General features: G+C 62.2%; 26 protein-coding genes. 14 read left to right on the top strand and 12 right to left on the bottom strand.

Going from position 1 to position 25,357, the window contains the following annotated elements:
- Positions 1 to 39: 39 nt before the first annotated feature.
- The 3 genes from OLZ32_RS19895 (at position 40) to OLZ32_RS19885 (ending at position 2,416) form a co-directional block, all read left to right on the top strand.
- Positions 40 to 675, top strand: coding sequence for a LysE family translocator (locus OLZ32_RS19895; protein WP_264422210.1), 636 nt, complete (start codon positions 40 to 42; stop codon positions 673 to 675).
- Between the two features lie 191 nt (positions 676 to 866).
- Complete coding sequence (locus OLZ32_RS19890) at positions 867 to 1,307, top strand: c-type cytochrome (RefSeq protein WP_011651058.1); 441 nt, start codon at positions 867 to 869, stop codon at positions 1,305 to 1,307.
- Positions 1,308 to 1,501: 194 nt separating this feature from the next.
- Positions 1,502 to 2,416, top strand: a complete 915-nt coding sequence (locus tag OLZ32_RS19885) for a cytochrome c (RefSeq protein WP_264422208.1) — start codon at positions 1,502 to 1,504, stop codon at positions 2,414 to 2,416.
- Between the two features lie 109 nt (positions 2,417 to 2,525).
- Here the strand turns inward: OLZ32_RS19885 and OLZ32_RS19880 are convergent, their stop codons facing one another.
- Together OLZ32_RS19880 and OLZ32_RS19875 are read right to left on the bottom strand one after the other, a co-directional pair.
- Positions 2,526 to 3,155, bottom strand: a complete 630-nt coding sequence (locus OLZ32_RS19880) for a glutathione S-transferase family protein (RefSeq protein ID WP_003546564.1) — start codon at positions 3,153 to 3,155, stop codon at positions 2,526 to 2,528.
- 107 nt (positions 3,156 to 3,262) lie between these two features.
- The gene (locus OLZ32_RS19875; protein WP_003546566.1) at positions 3,263 to 3,757 is read right to left on the bottom strand and encodes a GNAT family N-acetyltransferase; all 495 of its coding nucleotides are present in this window, start codon (positions 3,755 to 3,757) and stop codon (positions 3,263 to 3,265) included.
- Positions 3,758 to 4,026: 269 nt separating this feature from the next.
- On the opposite strand from OLZ32_RS19875, the gene dmeR reads away from it, so the two are divergent.
- The 3 genes from dmeR (at position 4,027) to bla (ending at position 6,437) form a co-directional block, all read left to right on the top strand.
- On the top strand, positions 4,027 to 4,299 hold the full coding sequence (gene dmeR / locus OLZ32_RS19870; RefSeq protein WP_003546569.1) for a Ni(II)/Co(II)-sensing transcriptional repressor DmeR: 273 nt from the start codon (positions 4,027 to 4,029) through the stop codon (positions 4,297 to 4,299).
- A gap of 105 nt (positions 4,300 to 4,404) precedes the next feature.
- Positions 4,405 to 5,388: a CDF family Co(II)/Ni(II) efflux transporter DmeF gene (gene dmeF / locus OLZ32_RS19865; protein ID WP_017990797.1), complete on the top strand. Its 984-nt coding sequence runs from the start codon at positions 4,405 to 4,407 to the stop codon at positions 5,386 to 5,388.
- Positions 5,389 to 5,534: 146 nt separating this feature from the next.
- On the top strand, positions 5,535 to 6,437 hold the full coding sequence (gene bla / locus OLZ32_RS19860; protein ID WP_264422205.1) for a class A beta-lactamase: 903 nt from the start codon (positions 5,535 to 5,537) through the stop codon (positions 6,435 to 6,437).
- A gap of 59 nt (positions 6,438 to 6,496) precedes the next feature.
- Here bla and OLZ32_RS19855 read toward each other — a convergent pair whose 3' ends face one another.
- The 3 genes from OLZ32_RS19855 to OLZ32_RS19845 all read right to left on the bottom strand — a co-directional run bounded on the left by OLZ32_RS19855 (position 6,497) and on the right by OLZ32_RS19845 (position 11,072).
- Positions 6,497 to 6,961: a hypothetical protein gene (locus OLZ32_RS19855; RefSeq protein WP_264422203.1), complete on the bottom strand. Its 465-nt coding sequence runs from the start codon at positions 6,959 to 6,961 to the stop codon at positions 6,497 to 6,499.
- Between the two features lie 71 nt (positions 6,962 to 7,032).
- Positions 7,033 to 9,372, bottom strand: coding sequence for a glucose/quinate/shikimate family membrane-bound PQQ-dependent dehydrogenase (locus OLZ32_RS19850; protein ID WP_264422201.1), 2,340 nt, complete (start codon positions 9,370 to 9,372; stop codon positions 7,033 to 7,035).
- 197 nt (positions 9,373 to 9,569) lie between these two features.
- A complete protein-coding gene (locus tag OLZ32_RS19845) occupies positions 9,570 to 11,072 on the bottom strand; it encodes a protein adenylyltransferase SelO (protein ID WP_264422199.1) in 1,503 nt (500 codons plus the stop codon).
- A gap of 249 nt (positions 11,073 to 11,321) precedes the next feature.
- On the opposite strand from OLZ32_RS19845, the gene OLZ32_RS19840 reads away from it, so the two are divergent.
- Complete coding sequence (locus OLZ32_RS19840) at positions 11,322 to 12,776, top strand: MFS transporter (RefSeq protein WP_264422197.1); 1,455 nt, start codon at positions 11,322 to 11,324, stop codon at positions 12,774 to 12,776.
- 17 nt (positions 12,777 to 12,793) lie between these two features.
- On the opposite strand, the gene OLZ32_RS19835 is transcribed toward OLZ32_RS19840, so the two are convergent.
- Positions 12,794 to 13,024 carry a hypothetical protein gene (locus tag OLZ32_RS19835; protein ID WP_003546582.1) on the bottom strand — a complete coding sequence of 77 codons (231 nt, stop codon included), beginning with the start codon at positions 13,022 to 13,024 and terminating at the stop codon, positions 12,794 to 12,796.
- A gap of 21 nt (positions 13,025 to 13,045) precedes the next feature.
- The gene (locus OLZ32_RS19830) at positions 13,046 to 13,993 is read right to left on the bottom strand and encodes a homocysteine S-methyltransferase family protein (RefSeq protein WP_264422196.1); all 948 of its coding nucleotides are present in this window, start codon (positions 13,991 to 13,993) and stop codon (positions 13,046 to 13,048) included.
- Positions 13,994 to 14,211: 218 nt separating this feature from the next.
- Between OLZ32_RS19830 and OLZ32_RS19825 the strand changes: the two genes are divergently transcribed.
- Positions 14,212 to 14,841 carry a TetR/AcrR family transcriptional regulator gene (locus OLZ32_RS19825; protein ID WP_003546585.1) on the top strand — a complete coding sequence of 210 codons (630 nt, stop codon included), beginning with the start codon at positions 14,212 to 14,214 and terminating at the stop codon, positions 14,839 to 14,841.
- 7 nt (positions 14,842 to 14,848) lie between these two features.
- Here the strand turns inward: OLZ32_RS19825 and OLZ32_RS19820 are convergent, their stop codons facing one another.
- Positions 14,849 to 15,373 (bottom strand): DUF1697 domain-containing protein, encoded by a 525-nt coding sequence (locus OLZ32_RS19820; protein ID WP_264422194.1) that lies wholly within the window; start codon positions 15,371 to 15,373, stop codon positions 14,849 to 14,851.
- 15 nt (positions 15,374 to 15,388) lie between these two features.
- Positions 15,389 to 17,497 (bottom strand): S9 family peptidase, encoded by a 2,109-nt coding sequence (locus OLZ32_RS19815; RefSeq protein WP_264397423.1) that lies wholly within the window; start codon positions 17,495 to 17,497, stop codon positions 15,389 to 15,391.
- A 251-nt stretch (positions 17,498 to 17,748) separates the two neighbouring features.
- Between OLZ32_RS19815 and OLZ32_RS19810 the strand changes: the two genes are divergently transcribed.
- From OLZ32_RS19810 to OLZ32_RS19800, 3 genes are all read left to right on the top strand, one after another.
- Positions 17,749 to 18,138 (top strand): DUF930 domain-containing protein, encoded by a 390-nt coding sequence (locus tag OLZ32_RS19810; protein WP_264397424.1) that lies wholly within the window; start codon positions 17,749 to 17,751, stop codon positions 18,136 to 18,138.
- A 102-nt stretch (positions 18,139 to 18,240) separates the two neighbouring features.
- A complete protein-coding gene (locus OLZ32_RS19805) occupies positions 18,241 to 19,038 on the top strand; it encodes a polysaccharide deacetylase family protein (protein WP_264422192.1) in 798 nt (265 codons plus the stop codon).
- An 85-nt stretch (positions 19,039 to 19,123) separates the two neighbouring features.
- Entirely contained in the window at positions 19,124 to 19,678 is a 555-nt protein-coding gene (locus OLZ32_RS19800) for a YdbT family protein (RefSeq protein WP_003546594.1), read from the top strand.
- Between the two features lie 12 nt (positions 19,679 to 19,690).
- On the opposite strand, the gene OLZ32_RS19795 is transcribed toward OLZ32_RS19800, so the two are convergent.
- The 3 genes from OLZ32_RS19795 to OLZ32_RS19785 all read right to left on the bottom strand — a co-directional run bounded on the left by OLZ32_RS19795 (position 19,691) and on the right by OLZ32_RS19785 (position 23,338).
- Positions 19,691 to 20,986 (bottom strand): NAD(P)/FAD-dependent oxidoreductase, encoded by a 1,296-nt coding sequence (locus OLZ32_RS19795; RefSeq protein WP_264422189.1) that lies wholly within the window; start codon positions 20,984 to 20,986, stop codon positions 19,691 to 19,693.
- Positions 20,987 to 21,004: 18 nt separating this feature from the next.
- Positions 21,005 to 22,171: an AI-2E family transporter gene (locus OLZ32_RS19790; protein WP_032987459.1), complete on the bottom strand. Its 1,167-nt coding sequence runs from the start codon at positions 22,169 to 22,171 to the stop codon at positions 21,005 to 21,007.
- A 201-nt stretch (positions 22,172 to 22,372) separates the two neighbouring features.
- Positions 22,373 to 23,338 (bottom strand): VOC family protein, encoded by a 966-nt coding sequence (locus OLZ32_RS19785; protein WP_406648636.1) that lies wholly within the window; start codon positions 23,336 to 23,338, stop codon positions 22,373 to 22,375.
- 191 nt (positions 23,339 to 23,529) lie between these two features.
- On the opposite strand from OLZ32_RS19785, the gene OLZ32_RS19780 reads away from it, so the two are divergent.
- The 3 genes from OLZ32_RS19780 to OLZ32_RS19770 all read left to right on the top strand — a co-directional run bounded on the left by OLZ32_RS19780 (position 23,530) and on the right by OLZ32_RS19770 (position 25,348).
- Positions 23,530 to 23,949, top strand: coding sequence for a universal stress protein (locus OLZ32_RS19780; RefSeq protein ID WP_264422186.1), 420 nt, complete (start codon positions 23,530 to 23,532; stop codon positions 23,947 to 23,949).
- Positions 23,950 to 24,062: 113 nt separating this feature from the next.
- On the top strand, positions 24,063 to 24,731 hold the full coding sequence (gene trhA / locus OLZ32_RS19775; protein ID WP_026160162.1) for a PAQR family membrane homeostasis protein TrhA: 669 nt from the start codon (positions 24,063 to 24,065) through the stop codon (positions 24,729 to 24,731).
- A gap of 101 nt (positions 24,732 to 24,832) precedes the next feature.
- The gene (locus OLZ32_RS19770; protein ID WP_264397430.1) at positions 24,833 to 25,348 is read left to right on the top strand and encodes a GNAT family N-acetyltransferase; all 516 of its coding nucleotides are present in this window, start codon (positions 24,833 to 24,835) and stop codon (positions 25,346 to 25,348) included.
- Positions 25,349 to 25,357 lie beyond the last annotated feature (9 nt).

Genomic DNA, 25,357 nt, shown 5'->3' with positions numbered 1-25,357 from the left:
TTTTCACAACGGCCCGTAGGACCCAAGGCGGTAACTGACATGAACTACCATGAAAACCTCTGGCTCTTTTTCAGCCTTCTCTTCGGCATTATCATCGTGCCGGGCATGGACATGCTCTTCGTGCTCGCCAATTCGCTGACCGGCGGCGTCAAGCGTGGGCTGGCGGCGACCGGCGGCATCATGGCCGGCGGCGCGGTGCATTCGGCCTATGGCGCGGCCGGCGTCGGCGTGCTCGTCACCATGCTGCCGCAGCTTTTCAACGTGCTGCTCTTTGCCGGCGTCGCCTACATGATCTGGATCGGAATTTCGCTGATCCGCAGTTCGATCACCGTCGAGGCGGTCGGGCCGGGGACGGCACGCTCCGGCTGGCGCGCTTTTCGTCAGGGCGCAGTCACCTGTCTCGTCAATCCGAAGGCCTATATCTTTATGTTTGCCGTTTATCCGCAGTTCCTCAGACCGGAATACGGCCCGATCTGGATGCAGGGGCTGATCATGGGCGCCATGACCGTCGTCACCCAGTTCGCCATCTACGGCACGCTGGCGATGACGGCTGGCCGCAGCCGTGACCTGCTCATCGCCAACCCTGACGTTACGGCCTTTGTCGGCCGCTTTGCCGGACTGCTGCTGGTTGCTGTTTCCGCCTTCAGCCTCTGGCAGGGGTGGAAAAGCGCTTGAGCGCCACTGCATGTCGCCCGGAAGTGTGCAGCGGTTCCGGGATAACGACATGCATAAAAGCAGAGAACGGCCTATCACATTGTTTTTATGATGATCCGGCAAAACGTGACTGCCCGGAAGCATGGATTTTGTCATGCTGCCGGTGCAGATTGGCCATCGGCCAGCTTGGCCGAGGAAAAAGGGAGAGCAATATGAATTGGAAAGCAGCAGCTGCGGCCGTAGTCATGGCCGGCATGGCCTTCGGTTCGGTGACCGCCGCCGACGGCACCCATGATTCGCGCGTTGCGCTGATGAAGCAGATCGGCGGTTCGGCCGGGGCCTTGGCAGCCATCGCCAAGGGCACCAAGCCCTATGACGCCGAAGCGGTGAAGGCGGCGCTGACGACGATCGCCGCAACGGCCAAGGTTTTCCCCGACCAGTTCAAGCCGGGCACGGAGACAGGCGACGAGGCAGCGAGCCCGAAGATCTGGGAAAACATGGACGACTTCAAGGCCCGCGCCGCCAAGCTCTCCGCTGATGCCGAAACCGCGCTGGCTCAGCTTCCGGCCGATCCTGCGGCCATCGGCGCCACGATGAACACGCTCGGGGCCAATTGCGCCGGCTGTCACAAGGCCTATCGCCTCGGCAAGTGAGCGATAGGCCGTTTTCGTCTGGAGCAATTCCAGCAAAAGTGTGCAGCGGTTTTGCGTCCGGGATTTCGCAAAGCAAAGATAGTACTGGATCCGCGCCGGCCTTGTCGCCGGCGCGGATCGCCTTATTCTCCGCCTGCGCGGACCGGTCGAATGATCGATCTGCAAGGAAATATTGACAACAGGGGAGGCGGCGCATGGTCCGCAGGTTCATCCGGGTACTGCTCTGTCTGATCGGCGTCGCCGTCCTCGGCGGAGGCGCCTTCTATCTCGTCACCGCACCCGATCCGCTGCCGGAAAGCCATTGGGCGGGTCTCGGCGCACCGGATCCGGCAAACGGCCAGGCGGTCTTCTGGGCGGGCGGCTGTGTCAGCTGTCATGCCGCGCCCGGGTCCGAAGGCGATGCCAAGCTGACACTTGCAGGCGGCCTGGCACTGAACAGCCCTTTCGGCACCTTCCACGTGCCGAACATATCACCCGATGAAAAAGCCGGCATCGGCACCTGGACGCTTGCCGAGTTCGGCAATGCGATGAAGCGCGGCGTCGGCCCGGGCGGGCAGCATCTCTATCCGTCTTTTCCCTATGGCTCTTATTCCCGCATGAGCGACAAGGACGTCAACGATCTCTATGGCTTCCTGAAAACCCTGCCGAAGAGCGCAAACGTCGCGCCGCCGCATGAACTGCCGTTCCCCTTCAACATCCGGCTGGCGCTCGGCGGCTGGAAATTCCTCTATCTCAACGACCAGCCGCGCGTCGCCCTGGCAAAGAGCGACGACAAGATCAAGCGCGGGCAATATCTCGTCGAAGGCCCCGGCCATTGCGGCGAATGCCATACGCCGCGTGATGCGCTCGGCGGCTTCAAGGCGAATCAGTGGCTTGCCGGCGCGCCCAATCCGGAAGGGAAGGGCCGCATACCCGATGTCACCCCGGCCTCCGAGAGCATCGGCGGCTGGAGCGAGGCCGATATCGCCAGTTACCTCGAAACCGGCTTTACCCCCGATTTCGATTCCGTCGGCGGCTCGATGGTTGATGTGCAGCAGAACATCGCCCATCTGCCGGCCTCCGACCGCGAGGCGATCGCCGCCTATCTGAAGGCGGTGCCGGGACGCTAAAGCAACGACATGCGTAAAAAGATCCAAAGCGCGTCGCATGAATCAAGTTTGATGCGACGCGCTTAAGAGTGCGGTTGTGCTTGGCACCTTCGCAAGGTCCCACGCCTGTTTAGAGGGAGGTGGGACCTGGCATCAGATCATAGGGATGGCGCCAGCCGGGCATCTTGCTGATACGATCCTTCCAGGCTGCGATAGCCGGGAAGGCGCTGTGATCTATCCCGGTTTCCTCCGGCATGAAGACGTAGCCCGCCAGAGAGAGGTCTGCGATTGTCAGCCGGTCGCCGACCATGAAGGCCCGGTGCGCCAGATGTTCGTCAACAATGGCATAGGCAGCTTTGGCCCTCAGTCTCAAAAACTCGACGACGGGCGTCTCGCCGCTCTTCTGGAGGCCATACATGAACCTCAGCGTCGCGTAGTAGCTCGTGAATTTATGGTTGTCGAAAAGAATCCAACGCATGATGTCACGCCGTTCTTCGGCTGTCTGCGCCCCAAAGTGGCCTGTCATCTCTGACAAGTAGTCCAGGATGATCCCCGATTGGCTGATCTTCGTTTGCCCATGTTCGAGCACAGGCGCCTCGCCCTGTTCGTTTATGGTTTTTCGCCATTGTTCGGTTCGCGTTTCGCCGCCCAGATAATCAACGAAAATGCTTTCCCACTCGATGCCGGCAAGCGCAAAGAACAGCGCGACCTTGTAACAGTTCCCCGAGAGAGCGAAACAATGGAGTTTGAAATCAGGCATGAAAGCTCCTTATGCAATTCGATAAAGCATGTCGCGCAAACCTGTGCAGCCGTTTTGATGCGTCGAGCTTCAGCTCTTGCGAAAGCCGAACCTTCGAGCCGGCCACCCTAACCGATCGACTGCATGTAGCGCATGCCGGTCACCGGACGCGGGGTGAAATCCAGCTGTTCGTAGAAGCGGTGCGCCAGCACGTTTCCGGTGGCGGCGCTGACGGAGAGGTAGCCGCAGCCGGCATTGCGGGCGGTCTCGCGCGCCCGGTCGACGAGCAATTGGCCGGTGCCGTGGCCGCGATGGCCATCACGCACGAAGAGGTGGTGCAGGTCCATGCCGCGCTTGCCCTCCTGCGCCCTGTAGAGCGGCACGAGAATGGCGTAGCCGATCAGCTCTCCGCCGGTCTCGGCGACGAGCGCATTGATCCAGGGCAGGGGCCCGAAGAGGTCGCGTTCCAGCTGCTCCGGCGTTGTGGCAGCCGCATCGCCGTGATGGGCGGCAAGCAGGGCGATCATCTCGCCGAGTTCGGGCAGGTCGCGCGGCTTGGCGGCGCGGATCGTCACCACCGATGGGCGCATCAGTGAAATTTCGCTGTCTTCGATTTCGGTCATGGTCTTCGCGTCCTTTGATAGTCTGCCGTCAGGACGCTGCCGATACAACAAAGCCGCCTGACGGCGGCTTGTTGACAATATGATCTTGTCCGGCCGCCCTTTACAGGTACAGCCAAAAATACGAGCGGCTCTGGTGCGCGTTCTTGATCATGGATCATAGATCGTCGGAAACGCGGGCTTTGTCAATGGCGGATCGGAGCCCATCACCGGCATTGAGCCCCGGCTTCACTCTTGATAGTATACCCCCCTATGTTATATGAGAGCCCATCATGTCCCACACCACCCTGCAGAAAAAGAAGCTCGTCGCCCGCATCAGCCGGCTGAAGGGGCAGATGGAGGCGGTCGAGCGCGCGCTCGAGGCCGAGCGCCCCTGTGGCGAGATTCTGCAACTGCTCGCCTCGATCCGCGGCGCCCTGACCGGGCTGACCGGCGAGGTGCTGGACGATCACCTGCGCGAGCATGTGCTGAATGCCGCCGACGATGCGGCCAGGGCAGAGGCGGTCGAGGAAATATCGGAAGTCTTGAGAACCTATATGCGCTAGAGCAATTCCAGGAAAAGTGTGAAGCGGTTTTCCCAGGCAAAGCGCGAAGTGGTTTTGCCGAGAATTGCGTAAAAACAAAGAGTTAAAGCGACGAAGGAGCCTGTCATGAGTGCCGGAATCGACAAAGCTGGAATTGATGCCATGGAACACGATCACGTCTTCCTCGGCACTGATCATGCGCGCAACGAGCGGCGCATCTGGCTGGTGATTGCGCTGACGGCGGTGATGATGGTGGCGGAAATCGCCGCCGGCACCGTCTACGGCTCGATGGCGCTCGTCGCCGATGGCTGGCACATGTCGACCCATGCCAGCGCACTGCTGATTTCCGCACTCGCCTATCTCTTCGCCCGCCGGCAGGCGCGCAATCCGCGTTTCACCTTCGGCACCGGCAAGCTCGGCGATCTCGCCGGCTTCGCCAGCGCCATCGTCCTTGCGCTGATCGCCCTGCTGATGGCCTGGGAGAGCCTGCTGCGCCTTTCCAATCCCGTGCCGATCGGCTTTGCCCAGGCAATCGCCGTGGCGGTGATCGGCCTTGCCGTCAATCTGGTGAGCGCCTGGCTGCTGGCCGGCGGCGGCCATGCGCACCATCACCATGGGCATGGTGATCATGCCCACCACGGCCACCATCATCACGGACATGGCGATCATGCCCATCACCAAAAGACCGGCGACAACAATATCCGCGCCGCCTATCTGCATGTCCTCGCCGATGCCCTGACCTCGGTGCTCGCCATCGCGGCGCTGACGCTCGGCAGCCTCTATGGCTGGCGCTGGCTCGATCCCCTGATGGGCATCGTCGGCGGGCTGGTCATTGCCAATTGGTCCTGGAGCCTGATGAAATCCTCGGGCGGCGTCCTTCTCGACGTCGTCCCCGAAGGCGAGACGCTGCCGGCTGAAATCCGCGGCGCCATCGAGACGGAGGACGACCGGATCACCGATCTGCATGTCTGGCAGGTCGGCCCCGGCCATCATGCCGCGATCGTCGCCGTCCTCACCTCACAGCCGCGCGATCCGGCGTTCTACAAGGGCAGGCTCTCGGCGCTGGAGGAATTGTCGCATGTGACGGTCGAGGTCACGCGCGCCGCATGATCGGCGCGGGCGGAGACGCTCGGCGGACGACAAGATCGCTCGACGGACGATTGACATCGCTCGGCGGACGACAAAGGTCGCCGCGGGGACGAGATGCCGCCGCAATCGCTGCTTAGCTCTGTCCTCCTGATTCGCCGGAGGATTTTATGGATCTCAGTCTGACCCGCCGCATGCTGATAGGCTCGGCATTGTGCCTGCCCGTGCTGACGCTTCCCGCCAATGCCGAGGAGGGGGCCAAGGAGAGTGCCGGCGAGGGCGACGACAATATCGAACACCGCCTTGCCGCATTGGAAAAACGCACCGGCGGCCGCCTCGGCGTCTCGGTGCTCGACACCGATACGAGCATCTCCTTCGGCTATCGCGGCAGCGAGGCCTTTCCGATGTGCAGCACCTTCAAGGCGCTGGCCGCTGCTTTCGTGCTTGCCCGGGCCGACAAGGGCGAGGAGAACCTCGATCGGCGGGTGAGCTACGGCAAGGATAAGCTCGTCGATTATTCGCCGATCAGCGAAAAACATGCCGGAACCGATGGCATGACTGTCGCCGAACTCTGCGAGGCGGCGGTGACCGTCAGCGACAACACCGCCGGCAATCTGCTGCTCGAAAGTTTTGGCGGGCCCGCGGGCCTGACCGACTGGCTGCGCTCGATCGGCGACGGCACGACCCGTCTCGACCGTACCGAACCGACGCTGAACGAGGGCCGGAAGGGCGATCCGCGCGACACGACGACCCCGGATGCGATGCTCGACACGCTCGGCAATCTGACGCTCGGCTCGGTCCTCACTGAAGCCTCCTGCGACAGGCTGATCGCCTGGCTGGTGGCAAGCACGACCGGCAAGGAACGGCTGCGGGCCGGCCTGCCGGCGGATTGGAAGGTCGGCGACAAGACCGGCACCGGGCCGAATGGCTCTCTCGGCGATATCGCAGTGATCTGGCCACCGGATCGCGGTCCGATCGTCGCAGCAGTTTATATCAGCGAGGCGACCGTGCCGGCGAAGGAGCTCAACCCGGTCTTTGCCGAAGTCGGCCGCATGATCGTCGAGATGGTGTGAATCACGAAGATGCGGCGGAGAGGGTTCCCGCCGCATGTTGGATTAGATCTGCCTGTGGCTCAGGCGGCGGTGATATCGTCTGTCGTCTCGGTGCCGTCATCCTCGATGCCGGCCATCTCGCGCTTGATCTGGTCGTCGATTTCCTTCTCGATTGCGGCGCGCTGGTCGGCCGGCATGGCGGCCAGATCGGCCTCGGTCAGATCGTGCTGATCGAGATAGCGGGCGCGGATATATTCCGCCGGCGTCATGTTGCCCCATTTGGAGAATTCGTCGACCAGGGCGTCATGCGCAGCACTGGCCGCCGCTTCTTCGTCGGAAGGCGGGTTGATATAAGGGCCTTCGCTGCTTTGAAGAGCCCAGATCGTATTGGCGATCGAAGGCGGCGTACTGCTGGGTTCGAGACCGGGCGCGGCATTGGAAGCCGTTTTGGTGAAATCCGCCGTCTGCTGATTCCTGGATTTGGCCGACTGATCGAAAAGGCCACTGATGCCGTAATAGTTGCGAATATTGCTAGAGATTTCCATAAAAACTCTCCCCGAAAACAGGGGAGAGAATGAAGCGGTAAACCTGCGCAGAGCTTGCGGGAAGCTTCGCGTCACGGCAACGTATAGGCGATCACATAATCGCCGGGCTTGGTGCCGACCGAGCCGTGGCCGCCGGCGACCATGACGACATATTGCTTGTTATCATCGGCTGTATAGGTCATCGGCGTCGCTTGGCCGCCGGCGGGAAGCCGCGCCTGCCAGAGCTCCCGGCCATTTGTCACGTCATAGGCGCGCAGGTAATTGTCGACCGCGGCCCCCAGGAAGGCGACGCCGCCCTTTGTCAGCATCGGCCCGCCGATGCCGGGCACGCCCACCTTGAAGGGCAGGGGCAATGGCGTCATGTCGCGGACGGTGCCGTTCTTGTGCATATAGGCGATCTTGCCGGTGCGCAGGTCGACGCCGGCGACATAACCCCATGGCGGCGCCTGGCAGGGGATTTGGAGCAGCCCGAGGAAGGGACCCATGAAGACGCCATAGGGCGCGCCGTCATTGCGGTTCAGCCCCTGTTCGCTGCCCTTCTCGTCCTGGCCTCTCGGCGGAATATCGGCCGCCGGCACCAGGCGCGAGGTGAAGGCGAGATAGGTCGGCATGCCGAACATGATCTGCCGCTCCGGATCCACCGCCACCGAGCCCCAGTTGAAGGTGCCGAAATTGCCGGGATAGACGATCGTCCCTTTAAGCGAAGGCGGGGTATAGCGGCCCTCATAGTGGTAGCGGTGGAAGTCGATGCGGCAGGCCATCTGATCGAACAGCGACACGCCCCACATGTCCTTTTCCTGGAGAGGCTCGGGCGAGAAGGTGAGGTCCGAGATCGGCTGTGTCGGCGAGGTATGATCGCCCGAGACCGCGCCGCCTGGCGCTGGTATTTCCTTGAGCGGGATGATCGGCTCGCCGCTGCGCCGGTCGAGCACATAGATATCGCCCTGCTTGGTCGGACCGACCAAGGCCGGAACAACGGTGCCGTCCTGCTTCGTCAGATCGATCAGCGCCGGTTGGGCCGGCACGTCCATGTCCCAGAGATCGTGATGCACCGTCTGGCGTACCCAGCGCAACTGGCCGGTGGCGATATCGAGCGCGACGATTGAAGACGAGAATTTCTCGACATTGTCGCTGCGGTTAATGCCGAGCTGGTCGGGCACCTGGTTGCCGAGCGGGATATAGACCATGCCGAGCGCCTCGTCGACGCTGAAGACCGACCAGCTGTTCGGCGAGTTGGTCGTATAGGTCTGGCCCTCGGTGATCGGCGTCGTCACGTCGGGATTGCCGGAATCCCAGTTCCAAACCAGCGCACCGGTATTGATGTCGAAGGCGCGGATGACGCCGGATTGTTCCTCAGTCGAATAATTGTCGTTCACCGCCCCGCCGACGATGATCTTGCCCGCCACCGCGACCGGCGGCGAAGTGGAATAATAATAGCCGGCCGGGTTGAACCGCATGCCGGTTTCCAAATGCAGCACGCCCTGGTCGGCAAAGCTGGTGCAGACTTTCCCGTCCGCGGCATCGAGCGCAATCAGCCGGGCGTCGGAGGTTGGCAGGTAGACGCGCTCGGCGCAGGGTTGGCCGGCGGCAACGGCAGGATCGGCATAATAGGTGACGCCCCGGCAGGTCTGATGCTGCCGGTCGGGGTTCATGCCGGAGTTGGCGTCGTATTTCCATTTCTCCTTGCCGGTCTTGGCGTCGAGCGCGACCGCCCAGTTATGCGGCGTGCAGAGATAGAGCGTGTCCTTCACCTTGAGCGGCGTCACCTGATAGGTCGTCTCGCCGACATCGTCCGGCCGCTTGACGTCACCGGTCTGGTATCGCCACGCTTCCTTGAGGGTGGAGACGTTTTCGGCGGTGATCTGGTCAAGTGGCGAATATCGCTGGCCGAAGGGCGTGCGGCCGTATTGATGCCATTCGCCATCCGGTACGCTGCCGCCGAAGGCGGGATTGGCGGCGACCGTATCCTTAGGCAGTTCGCCGGCGAGATCATGCGGGTCAGTCGTCATCGAATAAAGGGCGACGAGGATGGCAAGAATGACAGGCACGGCGAGCGGCCAGGGGTTTGCGGCGTAGGTGATGCCCGTCGGACTGCGCAGGCCGAGCGGCCGGCGGATCCATGGCGTCAGCAGCCAGAGCCCGAGCAGGATGATCATGCCGCCGCGCGGGCCGAGCTGCCACCAGTCGAAGCCGACCTCCCAGATCGCCCAGGCGAGTGCTGCGACGACGAGCACCGCATAGACCCAGAGCGCCACCGCCTTGCGCATCAGCAGCAGCCCGGCGGTAATCAGGAACATCAGCCCGGCGAACAGATAGAAGACGCTGCCGCCGAGCGTGACGAGCCAGAGCCCGCCACCGCCGAGTGTGAGCCCGATGATGATGAAGAATATGGAGGTGACGATGATCGCCATAAGGCTGTCTCCCGCTGAGGTTAGCCGGGCTGAAGGATCGGCGGAAAAGTCCCGCCGATCAGGCAGATAGCGCGAAGGAGATGCCTTTCAACGGCCACAATTGCCGCAGGGTGCGGATGCACCGAACCGGGCGTCGGGCAGGTTGGAAGCGGATCGCAGTGGCACAAGTGCTCCACCGAAACGGGCAAGATCGCCTGTCACGTTCCGCAGAAGGTCGCAAGCACCCGTTCGTCGGGCTTCGGCGGTTCCCTATAGGCGACAAAGCCCGGCTGGTCCTCATAGGGTTTCGAAAGCACGCTCAGCAGCGCTTCGAACAGCGAGAAATCGCCATTCTCCACCGCGGCCTCGATCGCCTGTTCGACGCGGTGATTGCGCGGAATGAAGGCCGGATTGACGTTGCGCATGGCAATGGCGCGCTCACTGGCCGTCTGTGGATCGCGTGACAGCCGCTCGCGCCACTGCGTGAGCCATGCGCCGCAGGCTTCCGGCTCGCGGAAGCTCGCCGCAAATTCAGGCCCTGCGGCGTCATCGCCGGCAAGATCCGACAGCTGCCGGAAGGCCAGGGTGAAATCGGCGCCCTGCGCCTGCATCAGCGACAGCAGCGCCTGCACCAGGTCGAGATCGCCGTCCTCTTCGCCGGCAACGCCGATCTTTTCGCGCATGCCGGCCAGCCAATGCGCCTGGAACCGTTCGCCGTAACTCTTGATCACCACATTCGCCTTGTCGACGGCGCTGTCGGGCTCGGCGTCGATCAGCGGCAGCAGCGTTTCGCCGAGCCTTGCGAGGTTCCATTGGCCGATGCCGGGCTGGTTGGCATAGGCGTAACGGCCATGCTGATCGATCGATGAAAAGACGGTTGCCGGATCATAGGCATCCATGAAGGCGCAGGGGCCGAAATCGATCGTCTCGCCGGAGACGGTCATATTATCCGTGTTCATCACGCCATGAATGAAACCGACATGAAGCCAGCGGGCAATCAGCGCTGCCTGGCGCTCGCAGACCGCATCGAAAAACGCGAGATAGGGGTTCTCGACCTCTTTCAATGCCGGATAGTGCCGGTCGATCACATAATCGGCCAGAGCCCGCACGCCGTCGGTGTCGCCCCGGGCTGCGAAATACTGGAACGTGCCCACCCTGACATGACTTGCCGCGACGCGGGTGAAGACCGCGCCCGGCAGCACCTCTTCGCGATAGACCGGCTCGCCTGTCGTCACCGCCGCCAGCGCCCGTGTGGCCGGAATGCCGAGCGCAAACATCGCCTCGCTGATGATGTATTCGCGTAAGACCGGTCCGACTGCCGCCCGCCCGTCGCCACGACGCGAAAACGGTGTCGGCCCGGCGCCCTTCAGCTGGATGTCGTAGCGCTTGCCGCTGCGGTCGACGACCTCGCCGAGCAGGATTGCCCGCCCGTCGCCGAGCTGCGGCGAGAAGCCGCCGAACTGATGTCCCGCATAGGCCATCGCCAGCGGTTCAGCTCCTTCTGGAACGAGATTGCCGGAAAAGATCGCAGCGCCATCGCGGCGCAAGGCCGCGACGTCGAGCCCGAGTTCGGCGGCGAGCGCCTCGTTGAGCTTGATCAGCCAAGGCTCCGCCACCGCAGTCGGCGCTTGCGCCGCAAAGAAGTGCGGCGGCAAGCCGACATAGCTGTTGTCGAACGGAAAGGCCGCACCGGGCCGGTTTTTCTGCAGGGCGGAGGTCATGGTTCATAGGTAGGGCTAGGATGCATGCCGCGCAAGCCGGGCGATGAAGACCTTCACGAAGATCAGACCCATGCAAGGAATCGTGATCTGCCTTTACCTCTCGTCAAAGCAGCTTTGCCATAAACGACATAGCGCCGCCATGATCGCGGGCGTATAGCAAATCGTCTCCCCTTGGCTTTGCGCCATGTCATCCCCCGCGGCCTTGCTGCCTTGTGTGCTCCGCCGCGCCACCGCGAGTGATCCCGGACGATGTCGGATCAGATTTACCAGGCGCCGATGGTTCGGCGCGCCGCGCCCAATTTCCGGGTGATCGCGATGATTGTCGCGAGTGCGATGCTGATGGAAAACATCGACGCGACCGTGCTTGCGACCGCGCTGCCCACCATGGCGCGCGATTTCGGCGTCGGCGCCCCGGCCATGTCGATCGCCCTGACCTCCTATCTCCTGAGCCTTGCGATCTTCATTCCGGCAAGCGGCAGGATGGCCGACAGTTTCGGCTCCCGCACCGTTTTCCGCTCTGCAATCGCCGTCTTCGTCGTCGGCTCCATCCTCTGCGCGCTGGCGCCGACGCTGTCCTTCCTGGTTCTGGCGCGGCTGCTGCAGGGCATCGGCGGCGCGATGATGATGCCGGTCGGGCGCCTGGTGCTGATGCGCAGCGTTGACCGCAAGGACATGGTCAGTGCCATGTCCTGGCTGCTCGTGCCGGCGCTGATCGGCCCGATCGTCGGCCCGCCGCTCGGCGGCTTCATCGTCACCTATCTCGACTGGCGCTGGATCTTTTATATCAATGTGCCGATCGGCATCATCGGCATGATCTTCGTCTCGATCTACATCGACGAGGTAAAGGGCAAGGCAAGCGGTCCCTTCGATACGATCGGCTTCATCCTCTCGGGCATCTCGCTCGGCTCGCTGCTCTTCGGCTTCGAAATGTCGAGCCATGAGGGCGAGGGCGCGTTTTCGATTTTCCTGATCGCCATCGGCCTGCTCTTCGGCATCGCCTATCTCAGACATGCCCGCAAGCACCCGTCGCCGATCATGGACTTTTCGCTGATGAAGGTGCCGAGCTTCGGCACGTCGGTCATTGCCGGTTCGCTGACCCGCATCACGCAAGGGGCGCAGCCCTTTCTGCTGCCGCTGCTCTTCCAGATCGGCTTCGGCCTGTCTGCGGCTGCGGCCGGCCAGATCATCATCGCCACCGCTCTTGGCGCTCTCGCCATGAAGCCGATGGCGAAGTTTGTCTTCCGCCGGCTGGGCTTCCGGCGAAGCCTCATCCTCAACGGCATCCTCGGTACGATCGGCTATGGCCTCTGTGCCGCCTTCCGGCCGGACTGGCCGATGCCGCTGGTCTTTATCGTCCTGGTGCTCAGCGCCTTCTTCCTGTCGTTCCAGTTCACGGCCTATAACACCATTGCCTATGACGAGATCAGCAAGGAGCGGATGAGCTCGGCCACCAGCTTCTACACCACCTTCCAGCAGCTGATGCTGTCGCTCGGCATCTGCATCGGGGCGCTCGCGCTGCACGGCTCCATGGCCTTGTCAGGCACTGAGACGCCGGCCCTTGGCGATTTCTCGGCGGCCTTCATCGTCGTTACCATCATCTCGATCACCGCCACCTTCTGGAACCTGCGCTTCTCGCCGACCGCCGGCGAGGAGATCACCGGCTATAAGGCCAAACAGAGGAAAGGCGCCGTCGCCAAAGGCTGACGCCGCCTTTCCTTTCGTCAGAAGCCGACCGGCTCCCGCGGCTGCCTGCGTCGCAAGGGCCGGCCCTCGCGCCGGTCCGCCTCGAGCCCGTAGGTCATCGGGCCGGGCAAGCCCCCGAAGGCGAGATCACTATCCCGCAGCGCCACCTCCACGGCCGCCTCGGGCTCGCCGCGCCTCTGCCGTCCCGTGATCACAAGCCACAGGTCGTGCCAGCGGCGCTGACGCATCATCGTGCCCCCAATCGTCATTCTCTCCTCCCTCACAGGTCGTCACGCCGCTTGCGGCAGGCATGCCTCGCAGATCGCTGCGACATGGCGGTGGTCGGTGCCGCAGCAGCCGCCAAGCACGCTGAGCGCAGGCATGCGGTCGATGAGCTTGCGGTAGCGGCGGCCGAGATCTTCCGGATCGCCCGCATCCAGCGTCTCGCTATTGTCGAGCTGCTCATGGCTCATGGTCGAGGCATTGGCGCGGATGCCGGAAATGCGCTTCACCCAGGCGCTTCCGTGATCGAGCGCTGTTTCGAAATGCGTCGGGTGGGCGCAGTTGATCATGTAATAGGCCGGTGCCCCGCCGGTCGCCGCATCGGTCGTCTCGATCGCGTCCTGAAGGCTGCGGCCCGTCACCAGCCGGCCATCCGTCTCCAGCGTGAAGGAGATGGCCGAGGGCATGCCGAGCGCCTGTGCCGCCCGCGCCACGCCGATCGCCTCGTCGATATTGGTGAGCGTGAAGGCGCTGACCATATCCGCCTCCGTGCCGGCAAAAGCCCCGATCTGGAAGGCGTGGTAGTCTTCCGCTTCGGCCGCATCCATGACGCCTGCCTTGTAGCCGTCGCCGCGCGGGCCGATGGCGCCGCTGATGACGATCGGCTGCTCCGGCCGCTCATAGGCGCTGCGCAAGCCGATGAGCAGGTCGACGGCTTCCTCGTTGACCGCCTTCAGGGCTTCGCTCGTATAGCCGAGCTTCTGCCCCCAGTCCGGATTGGCCCGCCATGTGGCGGTGTCGAGCACGAAGCCCGTGCCGTGCCGCCGTGCGACATCGAGATAACGGCGATAGTAATTCCGCATGCGCTGCCGCCCGTCTTCGGAAGCCAGCAATATGAAGGCGGCGAAATGCGGAAGCTCGATCCCTTCCTGGAAGATCATCGTCGTTTCCATGCCGCCGTCGGTAATGAAGGTGCCGCCTTTGATCTGCGGCAAACCGTTTCTGTACTTAGCCATTGTTGAAGCCTCTCCCTCGCGACACCCGATTGGCTGCCGTCGATGAATGATGTTCTGGCGCTTAATCGGCTGTCAAACTAGGCGACTTCAGGTATACTCCAGGCGGTTTTGGCTTTTGTCGATTGATATCAATCGCTTGCTTCAACCGATCCTGCCCGGGGCGGAGGCAGGTCTGATCGTGCAACACTGAAAACTGTACCGGCGGTACAGGAGGGGACATGCGAAAGGGCGAGGAAACGCGGACCCGCATCCTCGATGTGGCCGAAGCGGCCGTCTTGCAGAAGGGCTTCGGGGGCACCTCCATCGAGGAGCTGATCGCCGAGACCGGCATCACCAAGAGCGGCTTCTTCTATCATTTCAGGGACAAGAACGAGCTCGCCAAGGCGCTGCTCAACCGCTACATCGAAAATGACGAGCGCATCTACGATGAGATCTTCAGCCGCGCGCGCGAGCTGACCGGCGATCCGCTGCAATCCTTCCTGCTCGGCCTGAAATTGCTTTCCGAATTGCTCTCCGACCTGCCGAACGGCCATCCCGGCTGCCTCGTCGCAACCGTCTGCTATTACGAGCGGCTGTTCGACCGGGAGATACAGGAGACCAACCGGAATGCGGTGCTTGCCTGGCGCCGCCGTTTCGGCCGCATGCTGCGCGAGATCATGGAGGTCTATCCGCCGCGCGAACCCGTCGACGTCGACCAACTCGCCGACATGGTGTCCTCCGTCCTGGAAGGCGGCATTGTTCTGTCGAAGACGCTGAAGGAGCCGAACACGCTGGCCGAACAGGTGCTGATGCTCCGCACCTTCGTGAAGATGCTCTTCCTGCCGGTGGCGGAGATGCCGAGGGCTTAGCCGGCGCTCAGTCCCCGTCCTCCAGCGCCGCCGCCATTTCCGCGAGCTTGCGCACGGTGTTGAGATTGCGCGACGTCCCTGGCTTCAGCGCCTGCAGCTTCAACTTCGAGCGGCCGGAACCATTGGGATAATGCACATAGATTTCCCGGCCGGCGAGCTTCGCCTCCTCGCCGTCGGGCGCCACCATCTTTTCCAGCGAATCGCCGGGCGGCTTTTCGGGCAGGAAATAGACGAGCAGGAAGTTCGGCTTGGCGTCGGGAAAGGGTGCGTCGTCGACGATGCCGTCGAGTTCCTTGCGGCTGCGCACCATCACGCCCGGCCTCTTGCCCAGCTTCTTGCCGATTGCCTCATCGAGCCGCTCCTCCACCGCCTTTTCCGCTTCATCCGCGCGGAAAAGCACGTTGCCGCTCTGGATGTAGGTCTTCACGTCGGAAAAGCCCAGGCCTTCGCAGATTGCTTTCAGGTCGGCCATCGGCAAAGAGCCGGCGCCGCCGACATTGACGGCGCGAAGCAATGCAACAAAGACCGTCATCGGCTCCTCCGAGCTTTACATCTTGCCAGCAACCTTGATCGCAAACGCATATTCAAAGGCGATCTCTTCCAGCCGCTGGAAACGGCCGGAGGCGCCGCCGTGCCCGGCGTCCATGTTGGTCTTGAGCAGGATCGGCGCGTTGCCCGTCGTCTTGTCGCGCAGCTTCGCTACCCATTTGGCCGGCTCCCAATAGGTGACGCGCGGGTCGGTCAGGCCGCCGAGCGCCAGGATGGGCGGGTAGGCTTTTGCGTCGACATTGTCGTAGGGCGAGTAGGAGGCGATCTGCTCGTATTCTTCCTTGCTGTCGATCGGGTTGCCCCATTCCGGCCATTCCGGCGGGGTGAGCGGCAAAGTGTCGTCGAGCATGGTGTTGAGCACGTCGACGAAGGGAACGGCGGCGATGAGGCCGGCGAACTTCTCCGGCGCCATGTTGGCAACCGCACCCATCAGCATGCCGCCGGCCGATCCGCCCTCGGCGATGATCTTCGCGTAAGACGTGAACTTCTGTTGATTCAGATAGTCGGCCGCTGCGACGAAGTCCTTGAAGGTGTTCGTCTTCTTGTCCATCTTGCCGTCTTCGTACCAGGAAAAACCCTTGTCCTTGCCGCCGCGGATATGGGCAATCGCATAGACGAAGCCGCGGTCGGCGAGCGACAGGCAATTGGTGTTGAAGCCGGCCGGAATGGTGATGCCGTAGGCGCCATAGCCGTAGAGCAGGCAGGGCGCGCTGCCGTCGAGTGGGGTATCCTTGCGATAGAGCAGGGTGACCGGCACCTTCTCGCCATCCCATGCCGGGGCAAAGACGCGGCGCGTGATGTAGTCGTCGGGATTGTGGCCGGACGGCACTTCCTGCGTCTTCAACAGCGTGCGCTCGCGCGTCACCATGTTGTAGTCATAGAGCTGCGACGGCGTCGTCATCGAGGAATAGGAGAAGCGGATGATATCCGTGTCGTATTCCGCCGCACCCTGCAGTCCCAGCGAATAGGCTTCCTCGGCAAAGGCGATCGCATGTTCCTCGCCGGTCGCCCGATCGCGGATCATGATCTGCGGCAGCCCGTCCTTGCGTTCCAGCCAAAGAAGATGGCGGGCATAGGCCATGTGGCTGATAACAAGCGTACCGGGCTTGTGGGCGACCACTTCGCGCCAGTTTTCCTTCACCGGATTGTCGACCGGCGCTTCCATGATCTTGAAATCCTTGGCGCCGCCGTCATTGGTGAGGATGTAGAAGACGTCGCCACCCTCGGTCAGCGAATATTCGATGCCTTCCTCGCGCGCCGCCACCAGCTTCGGCTCGGCCGTCAGGTCCTTGGTCGACAGCAGCCGGTATTCGCTGGTCTCGTGGTCGTGAATGTCGATATAGATGAAATCGTCGAGCAGCGAGCCGCCGACGCCCATGAAGAAGCCGGCATCCGCTTCCTCATAGACCAGCCGGTCTTCCGACTGCGGCTGGCCGAGAATATGGTGGAACACCTTCGACGGCCGGTGGTTCTCGTCGAGCGCCGAATAGAAGAAGCTTTTGCCGTCAGGCGCCCAGACGCCGCCGCCGCCGGTATTTTCGATCCGGTCGGCAAGGTCTTGCCCGGTCTGGAGGTCGCGCACCTGCAGCGTGAAGAATTCCGAGCCCTTGTCGTCATAGCCCCAGATGCCGCGGCTATGGTCGCTGGTATGGTCGAGGCCGGCGAGGCGGAAATAGGCTTTGCCAGCCGCCTCCTTGTCGCCGTCGAGCAGCACGGTGCGGATCGTTTCGTCGGCGACATTGCCATCGCGGGCGATGCGGAAATAACGCGGCTGTTCGCCGCCTGTCACATAGAAGGTGCCGTAGGCATAGGCGCCGTCCTTCATCGGCACCGAACTGTCGTCTTCCTTGATGCGGCCGCGCATTTCGGCAAACAGCACCTTCTGCAGGGGCTTGGTGTCCTCCATCGCCGCGTTCATATAGGTGTTTTCGGCTTCGAGATGGCGGCGGATCTCAGGGTCGAGAATCGTCGGATCCTTGAACATCGCCTGCCAGTTGTCGGCGCGCAGCCAGGCATAGTCGTCCGTGCGGGTGATGCCGTGGCGCGTATCGGATATCGGCTTCTTCGGTGCGGCAGGCGGTGTCGGCAGGCTCTTGAAAACGGACAAGGAATGGCTCCGGGTCGGAATGTCGGGTTGGCAAGAGATAGAGGCGCGCCGCCGCCGGATCAAGCGGTAAGGGTGCGGCAAGGGTACAGGTGCCCTTCCACAGACAAGGAGGACGCCCGGCCCACCTTGCCTTGATGTCACCACAATATTTAAGAAAGTCCGCTATCTCAGTGAATTTGCACGTGCCAAGCTCCCGGCAAGCTGTCGGCGGTAGGGTGAAAATTGCAGAACAGTAAGGGATTCTCTCCGCAATGCCGAAACGTCTGATCCTGTTTCTATCCCTCGCAAGCCTTGCAGCTCCCGCCTTTGCCGTCGACCCCGCCATCAAGAAGCAGCTGGAAAAACTCGATCCCTCGACCCGCCTGGAACAGAGCTGCGACACCGAGGCGATGAGCCGCATCAACAAGGACAGCACCGGCTTCAAGCCCGACAAGGTGATCGCCTATACCTTCAAGGACCCGATCCCCGGCGACAATTCGCTGGACGCGCCGGGTGCCGTCTTCCGCAGCAAAGGCGACTGGTACCATCTCTCCTACAATTGCATCACCGGCCCGCAGCATATCAACGTGCGCGAGCTCAATTACGAGATCGGCGAGAAGGTGCCGCGCGAGAAGTGGAACAAGTATTATCTCTATGATTGATGCTGCCCTGTCCGTCCAAGCGGCTGCGGTGACATCCGGCCGCGTGGCGCCGGGGGAGAGCCGCCGCTAGAATCCGCAGCTCGAATCATAGAAACCCATTATATGAACCGCATCCTGCTCGCTTCGGCGTTCCTTCTCGTCAGCATCTCCGCTGCATTCGCAGACGAAATCCCGTCAGTGCTGCCCGCTCCGGCCGTGGTCAGTCCGGCCCCGAAGGCGCCGGCGCCAAAGCTCGTCGAGCCGCATCTGCATATCGCCCGCTCCAATATCGCCGGCCATGCCCGCATTGCGCTGACCTTCGATGCCTGCATGGGGCAGGCGGACGAGCGCATCCTTTCGACCTTGGTGCGTGAACGCATCCCGGCAACGATCTTCGTCACCGCCCGCTGGCTGAAGCGCAATCCCGCAGCACTTGCCGTGTTCCTGCAAAACCCCGACCTCTTCGAACTCGAAAATCATGGCCAGAACCATATTCCGGCCGTCGATGCGCCGACGCTGATCTATGGCATCGCGTCCGCCGGCTCGCCGCAGGCGGTGCGGCAGGAGGTCGAAGGCGGCGCTGCCGCCATGGTCGCGGCCGGCATCCCGGCGCCGCACTGGTTCCGCGGTTCGACCGCCAAATATGATCTTTCCGCCATCGGCGAGATCCGCGCCATGGGCTATCGCATCGCCGGTTATTCGGTGAACGGCGACGGCGGTTCGCTGCTCGGGGCTGTGATCACCGAAAAACGCATCGCCTCGGCCAGGGACGGCGACGTCGTCATCTCCCACATCAACCAGCCGACCCATGCGGCCGGCGAGGGCGTGGCCAAGGCGCTGGTCGATCTCAAGGCCAAGGGCACGGAGTTGGTCCGCCTCGAGGATGTCGAGGACACCGGTGACGACAAGACGACCGAATAGAGCGTCCGAATCTCTTGCTTGTTTACCCCCGGAAAACGAATAATGCTGTTTTTGTTTGTTCGGTTGCGGGAACCCAGGGGAGCGCATGCCTCGTGCGATTTGGAATGTCGAAGGCGAAATTCAAAATGAGCTTCATCCCTCCGAAATTGTTGTCTGGACAGGGCAGCCAAGTGCTTGGGAAACTTTCATTTTTAGGCGCCCTGATTTTATTTTCGGCGTGATTTGGGTGATCTTCAGTTGCGAGTTATTATCGAGGATTGCTAACGGACCTGCTATCGAAAAGCCGGACGGAATTTGGGGCATCATTTTGCTGGGAGCCTTCCCGCTCGTCGGTGTCGCATTCGTTGCAAGCGTGTTTTTCGATATGATCGCCACGCGTCGAACTGCTTACGCCGCCACCGATCGCAGGCTTCTCATCGTTCGAAATCTGATCAGGCGACGAGCGACGACGATAGCGCCGACAGCCATCAACGTTTTGGAGGTCAAAGAAAAATGGGACTACTCGGGAACCCTGACTTTTCGCCGGGAGGAAGAGGGGGATAGTGTCAAAAAATTTGCCTTCATCGGCATCCCGAATGTTCGTGAAGTGGCCAAGCACGTTAAAGAGTTGCGAATGAGTGCAAAAGAGCAGGCCAGCTAGACGTCTGAAGTTTCAGTGGCTTTGGCTTGCCATCTCGCGTCGATAGATTCCTGAGTGACGCGCCAAACCCGGCCCATCCCTGTCGAGCGCGAAATCCTCGAACCAATCCCGTTGCATGCCGGCGAGCATGGCGCCGATCATCTGCGCGGCGAGGTAGGAAAAGGTAATGCCGTTGCCGCCGTAGCCATAGGCTGCGAACACATGCGGCGTCTCCGGCACCGGGCCGATCAGCGGCAGACCGTCGACCGTTTCGCCGAAAGTGCCGCACCAGGCGTGTTCCACCCGCGTATCCGCTTTCGGCCACAGCCGCTTCATTTTCTGCTGGATTGCCATGGTCTTGGCCGGCAGCTTCCGATCTCGCAGCTCCGCGTCCGTGGTATCGTCATCCTCACCGCCGGCGACGAGGCGATTGTCCGCCGTCGTGCGCATGTAGAGATAGGGGTGGCTGTCCTCCCAGATCAGCGCCCTGTCGCGCCAGAAATTTGCCGGATCCTGCGGCACGGTGGCGAGCGCCCAGCTCGAACTCGAGCGGTGCAGCTTCGGCATGTCGAGACCCGGCATCGAATAGCCGGTCGCCAGCACGACACGCCGCGCCTCGATGACGTGGCCTCCATCGGTCTCTGCCGTGACGTGATCGCCTTCGCTGTGAAGCGCGGTCACGGAAGCGTTGACCAATCGAGCGTCGCGCCGCACCGCCATCTCGATCAGGGCCCAGGTCAGAAGCAGCGGATCGCACTCCGCCGAACCCGGCGAATAGATGGCGCCATCCCGGTCGAGCTCGAATTGTGTGAAGAGATCGGGATGTTCGAGATAGACGCCGGGCAGGCCGGCCCGGCGGCGAAGCTGGCGCTCCTCCAGGAGGTCGCGCGCGCCTTCGCGGCCGTCGGCCAGATAGAGCGTATTGCGCGACCGGAAGCCGCAGGCGATCTCGTTTGCGGCGATCAGCTTGGAAAGGCCGGCGACTGCGGCACCACTGCGGCGGTAGATGCCGGCCGCACGCTCGAAACCATAATAATCCTCGAGTTCGGTCAGCGTGCTGTCGATTTCCCATTGCAGCATCGCCGTGCTCGCCGCGGTGCTGCCGAAACCGGGCTCCTCCCGGTCGATGATCGCCACCGAAAAACCGCGTGCCGTCAAATGTTCGGCAACCAAGGCACCGGTGATGCCGCCGCCGATCACGGCGACGTCGGTGGAAAAGCTCTGCTCGGTCGGCCGCCATTCCGGTCGTATGCCGCTCTTCCCCCAGAGAGAACGGCCGCTCACCATCTGGTCGTGATCGGATTCGGCAAGATCGAGATCAGATGCCACTGACGTCCCCCCGGTTGATCATTTCGGCAACTGCGGCTGCGGCTTTTCCTCGATCAGCAGTTCGTCGATGACAGTCATGACGATCAGCGAGAGCGGCAGCGCCAGCATGGCGCCGACGGCGCCCCACATCCATGTCCAGAACAGGATGGCGAGGAAAACGACGAAGGGATTGATTTCCAGCCGCCGTCCCATCACTGCGGGGAAGATCAAGTTCTCCATGAGCAGATGCACGGTGAAGAAGGCTGCGGCCGGCATCAGGCCGATAAGGAGGCCATCATGGGTCAGGATGCCGGCGACCGCGACGGCAAGCGTCATCAACGTGATGCCGAGATAGGGGATGAAGCTCGACACGAACGCGAAGAAGCCCCAGAGCACCGGGGCCGACAGCCCGCCGGCATAGGCGATGACGGTCATGACGACGCCGAGCCCGACATAGATCAGCGAGGCCGTGGCGAAATAAAAGCCGAGAACCTGCTCGACGGCATTGATGACACGAATTGCCGCCAGACGCTGCGTGCGGGTTCGGAAGGTCATGATGATCGTCTTGCGCAGGTTGACCCGACCGGCGAGGAAGAACAGCAGCGCCGCAAAGAAGATCAATCCCTGCACCAGCGCCGGCGTCAGGCTGGTGGTCACCACATGCAGCACGTTGCCGGTGTTCTCGAGCAGCGCACCGATTGACATCGACCCGCTTTCGAATGTCGCCGGCGTGATGTGCAGCCATTTGATGCGCTCCAGATAGGGCATGACGCGGTTTATGGTTCGCTCGGCGAAGGCCGGGCCCTCATTGGCAAGCGTCATCAGCGGGTCGGCGAGCGAGTTGATCAACAGGAAGATCACCAGCGCCACGCTGCTTGACAGGATGAAGGCATTGGCAAGCCGCGGCACCCCCATCCTGCTGAGCTTTTCCGCCGCCATGCCGAGGATCATGCCGACGACGACGGCAAGCGTGATCGGGATGAGGATCAGCGACATGAAATAGACTGCGGCAAGGAAGAGAATGCCGAAGATGCCGATGATCGCCCAGGCCATGCTGACGTCGAGCCCGTCCTTTTCCAGACGGTGCAGCGGCGGCGGCGGCAGTTCTTCCGCAGCCTCCTTCAGCGACTGTGCCCAGGCGCTGGTTTGGCGTTCGCCGATGGCGATCTTCTTTGCTTGTTTGCGGATGCCATTGGCGATGCCCATGCGGTGAGGTCCCCGAAGCCCCATTGCTTCCTCACGGAAACGCGCCGATGCGGTTCCGGTTCCTCAAGGGTGTGACAATGTGGCGCGGTGCACGTGAAGGCGCACGGCATTGGCGCCCATTGCCGTCCGGCGTGCAACCGAACCAGGCCGACTTCCGCCCTTATTCCTTCAACCGATAGGGCTGATCCGTTGTTGCAGGAGTTACGCCGAAAGCGTCAGGCCAATACCCCAGGGATCCCTGAGGAACACGCCGCCGTCGCGCTTCTCGCTCTTGATCTCCAGTGCGTCGAGCTTGGAGACCGCCGCATCCAGCGTCGCCTTGTCGTTGAAACGGACCTTGTAGTCCGAAAGCCCGGTCATGTTGCCGGCGCGTGCCGTGGCGCCTCGGCTGTTCCAGATATTGGCGCCGAGATGGTGGTGGTAGCCGCCGCTCGCAAAGAAGCTCGCGCCCGGATAGCGCGCCATCAGCTTGAGGCCGAGGACGTCGCGGTAGAAGGCGTCGGCCTGCGGGATGTCGCCGACCTGCAGATGCAGGTGGCCGATCGCCGTTCCCACAGCCATGCCGTCCCAGCGCTCATCAGGCGCGCTGTTGTAGAGCGCCTGCAGGTCGAGACGCAGCGTCGCCATCTCCACCATGCCGTCCTCATGGAATTTCCATTGTTCGTACGGCCGGTCGGCATAGATCTCGATGCCGTTGCCTTCGGGGTCGGAAAGATAGATCGCTTCGCTGACGAGATGATCCGAGGCGCCGTCGAGCGCGACGTTGTTCTGTGCCGCATGGCGCAGCCAGCGTGCGAGCTCCGTCCGGTCCGGCATCAGGAAGGCGGTGTGGAAAAGGCCGGCGGCATTGCGCGGCGCGATGGTCGCATCTTTTGCGGTCGTCAGCGTCAGCAAAGGCAGGTCGCCGACACCCAGCACTTCGCCGCTCGTCGTCTTCTCGATTACCTTCAGGCCGAGCATCGATTGGTAGAAGCCGGAAACCGGACCGAGGTCGGTCACGACCAGATGCGACTGGTCGATATAGGCGGGCCGCGTCAGCGCATAGGAAGTTTCGGTCGTCATGGCTTGTTCTCCTGCCTCTGAATTGGCCCGTAGGATAGAAGGCGTACCGGCGGTGGCGGCAAACATGCCGCCCGTGGCAAGCCCGAGGAAGTTTCGCCGGTTCATTCGCCTCTGATCTCCCCTCGGTTGCCGTACTTGAGCCCTATATGGCGCATTCCGATTGTTTACAGAAGACCCGTTTTTGAGGATGAAGCGTTGAGCAGATGTTGACGATGACTTGCGCCCACTTGATTGCGATCAATGCGTTCATATCTTCTTTAGAGGAAGCTTATGCATCGCAGTCATGGAGGGAAGCCATGTACAGGAAGATCATCGTAGCGATCGCCCTCGGCGGCATCGAAAAGGGAGAAAAGATCCTCCGCAAGGCCGCGTCCTTGCTCGATGACGGCGGTGAGATCATCGCGCTCAACGTCATCGAAGATGTACCGAGTTATGTCGCGATCGAGTTGCCGGCCAATATGGTCGAGGACGTCATGAAGGACAGCCGCGAGCAGCTGCAAGCACTGCTCGCGGCAGCCGGTGTTGCGGCAACTATCGAGATCGGCAACGGCCCGCCTGCCAAAGCGATCATCTCCGCCGCCGAAAGCCACCGCGCCGACCTGATTATCGTCGCCTCGCACGTTCCCGACTTTTCCAACTACTTCATCGGCGCCACCGCCGATAGGGTCGTGCGCCATGCCAAATGCTCGGTGCTGGTTGACCGTCAGAAGGTTTGACTTTTCACCCTGCTGCCTGTCACGAAGATTTACTGCCCGTGCGCTTTGCCGCAGTTGCGCGCCCGTCCGTTCGATGCGACGATTGCAATCGGGTATGAAACGGATTGGCGTGCATGGGCGAGTTCAACGGCATTCGCTGGGCTTATGATAGATACGAATTGATCGCCGACGGTATCGTCCATGGCGTCGGTCTCGTGCTGGCGCTGATCGGGGCCACCGTGCTGATCTTCTACGCCACGGTCTGGAGTTCCTATGGCGCGCTCGCCGCCGCCTGGATCTATGGCGTCGGGCTGGTGCTGACGCTTGCCATTTCCTTTTCCTACAACGCCTGGCCGGTCTCGCGCACGAAGTGGTATCTGCGCCGCTTCGATCATTCGGCGATCTTCCTCTTGATCGCTGCCACCTATACGCCCTTCCTCGAACGTGGCGCCGACGATCCGCTGCTCTTGTTCATGCTGGTCGCGATCTGGCTGTTTGCCGCCGTCGGCATTGTCCTGAAATGCGCCTTCCCCGGGCGTTTCGACCGTCTTGCCATCCTGCTTTATCTCGCCATGGGCTGGAGCGGCGTGCTCGTGGCCGAGCCCGTCGCCTCGCGCATTCCCGCCGCCTCGATGCTGCTGATCGTCATCGGCGGCATCATCTATTCGCTCGGCGTCATCTTCCATGTCTGGGAGAAGCTGCGCTTCCAGAACGCCATCTGGCACGGCTTCGTCGTCACCGCCGCGGCCGTGCATTATTCGGCCGTCTTCACCTGTTTCAGCCTGTCGGCGACGGGCCTCTGAACGACTGATGTGCCCGAAGCCGTTCCTAGTGCGCATGCGCCGTTTACATCTTTGCAGGCGGGGCGTATGCCCGCCTTCGCAACAATATGAACCCGAGCACCATGACAGACGCTGTCCTCCTCCGCGACGCCACCGAAGCTGATCTTTCCGCCATTCGCGATATCTATAATCACGCCGTCGAGCACACGACGGCGATCTGGAACGATACGCTGGTCGATCTTGAAAACCGGCTGGAATGGTTCAGGGCACGCAAGGCGCGCGGCTTTCCCGTCATCGCCGCCGAAATATCGGGCAAGGTCGCAGGCTATGCCTCCTATGGCGACTGGCGGCCTTTCGACGGCTACCGCCACACGGTCGAGCATTCCGTCTATGTCGACAAGGATTGCCGGGGTGCAGGCATCGGCGAGCGCCTGATGCGGGAACTGATCGCGCGTGCTGCGGCCGGCAATATCCATGTGATGATTGCCGGCATCGAGGCGGAGAACACCGCCTCGATCAGGCTGCACGAAAAGCTCGGCTTCCGCATCGCCGGCAGATTCTCCGAGGTCGGCACCAAGTTCGGCCGCTGGCTGGACCTCACCTGCATGGAGCTTCGCCTGCCAGGCACGGCGGATTGATCCACCTGC

It is taken from the genome of Rhizobium acaciae (genome assembly GCF_025941625.1).
In the GTDB taxonomy this organism is placed as follows: domain Bacteria; phylum Pseudomonadota; class Alphaproteobacteria; order Rhizobiales; family Rhizobiaceae; genus Rhizobium; species Rhizobium acaciae.
Note: the sequence above shows the minus strand (reverse complement) of the source record. Positions and strands in the feature narration are given on the sequence as shown.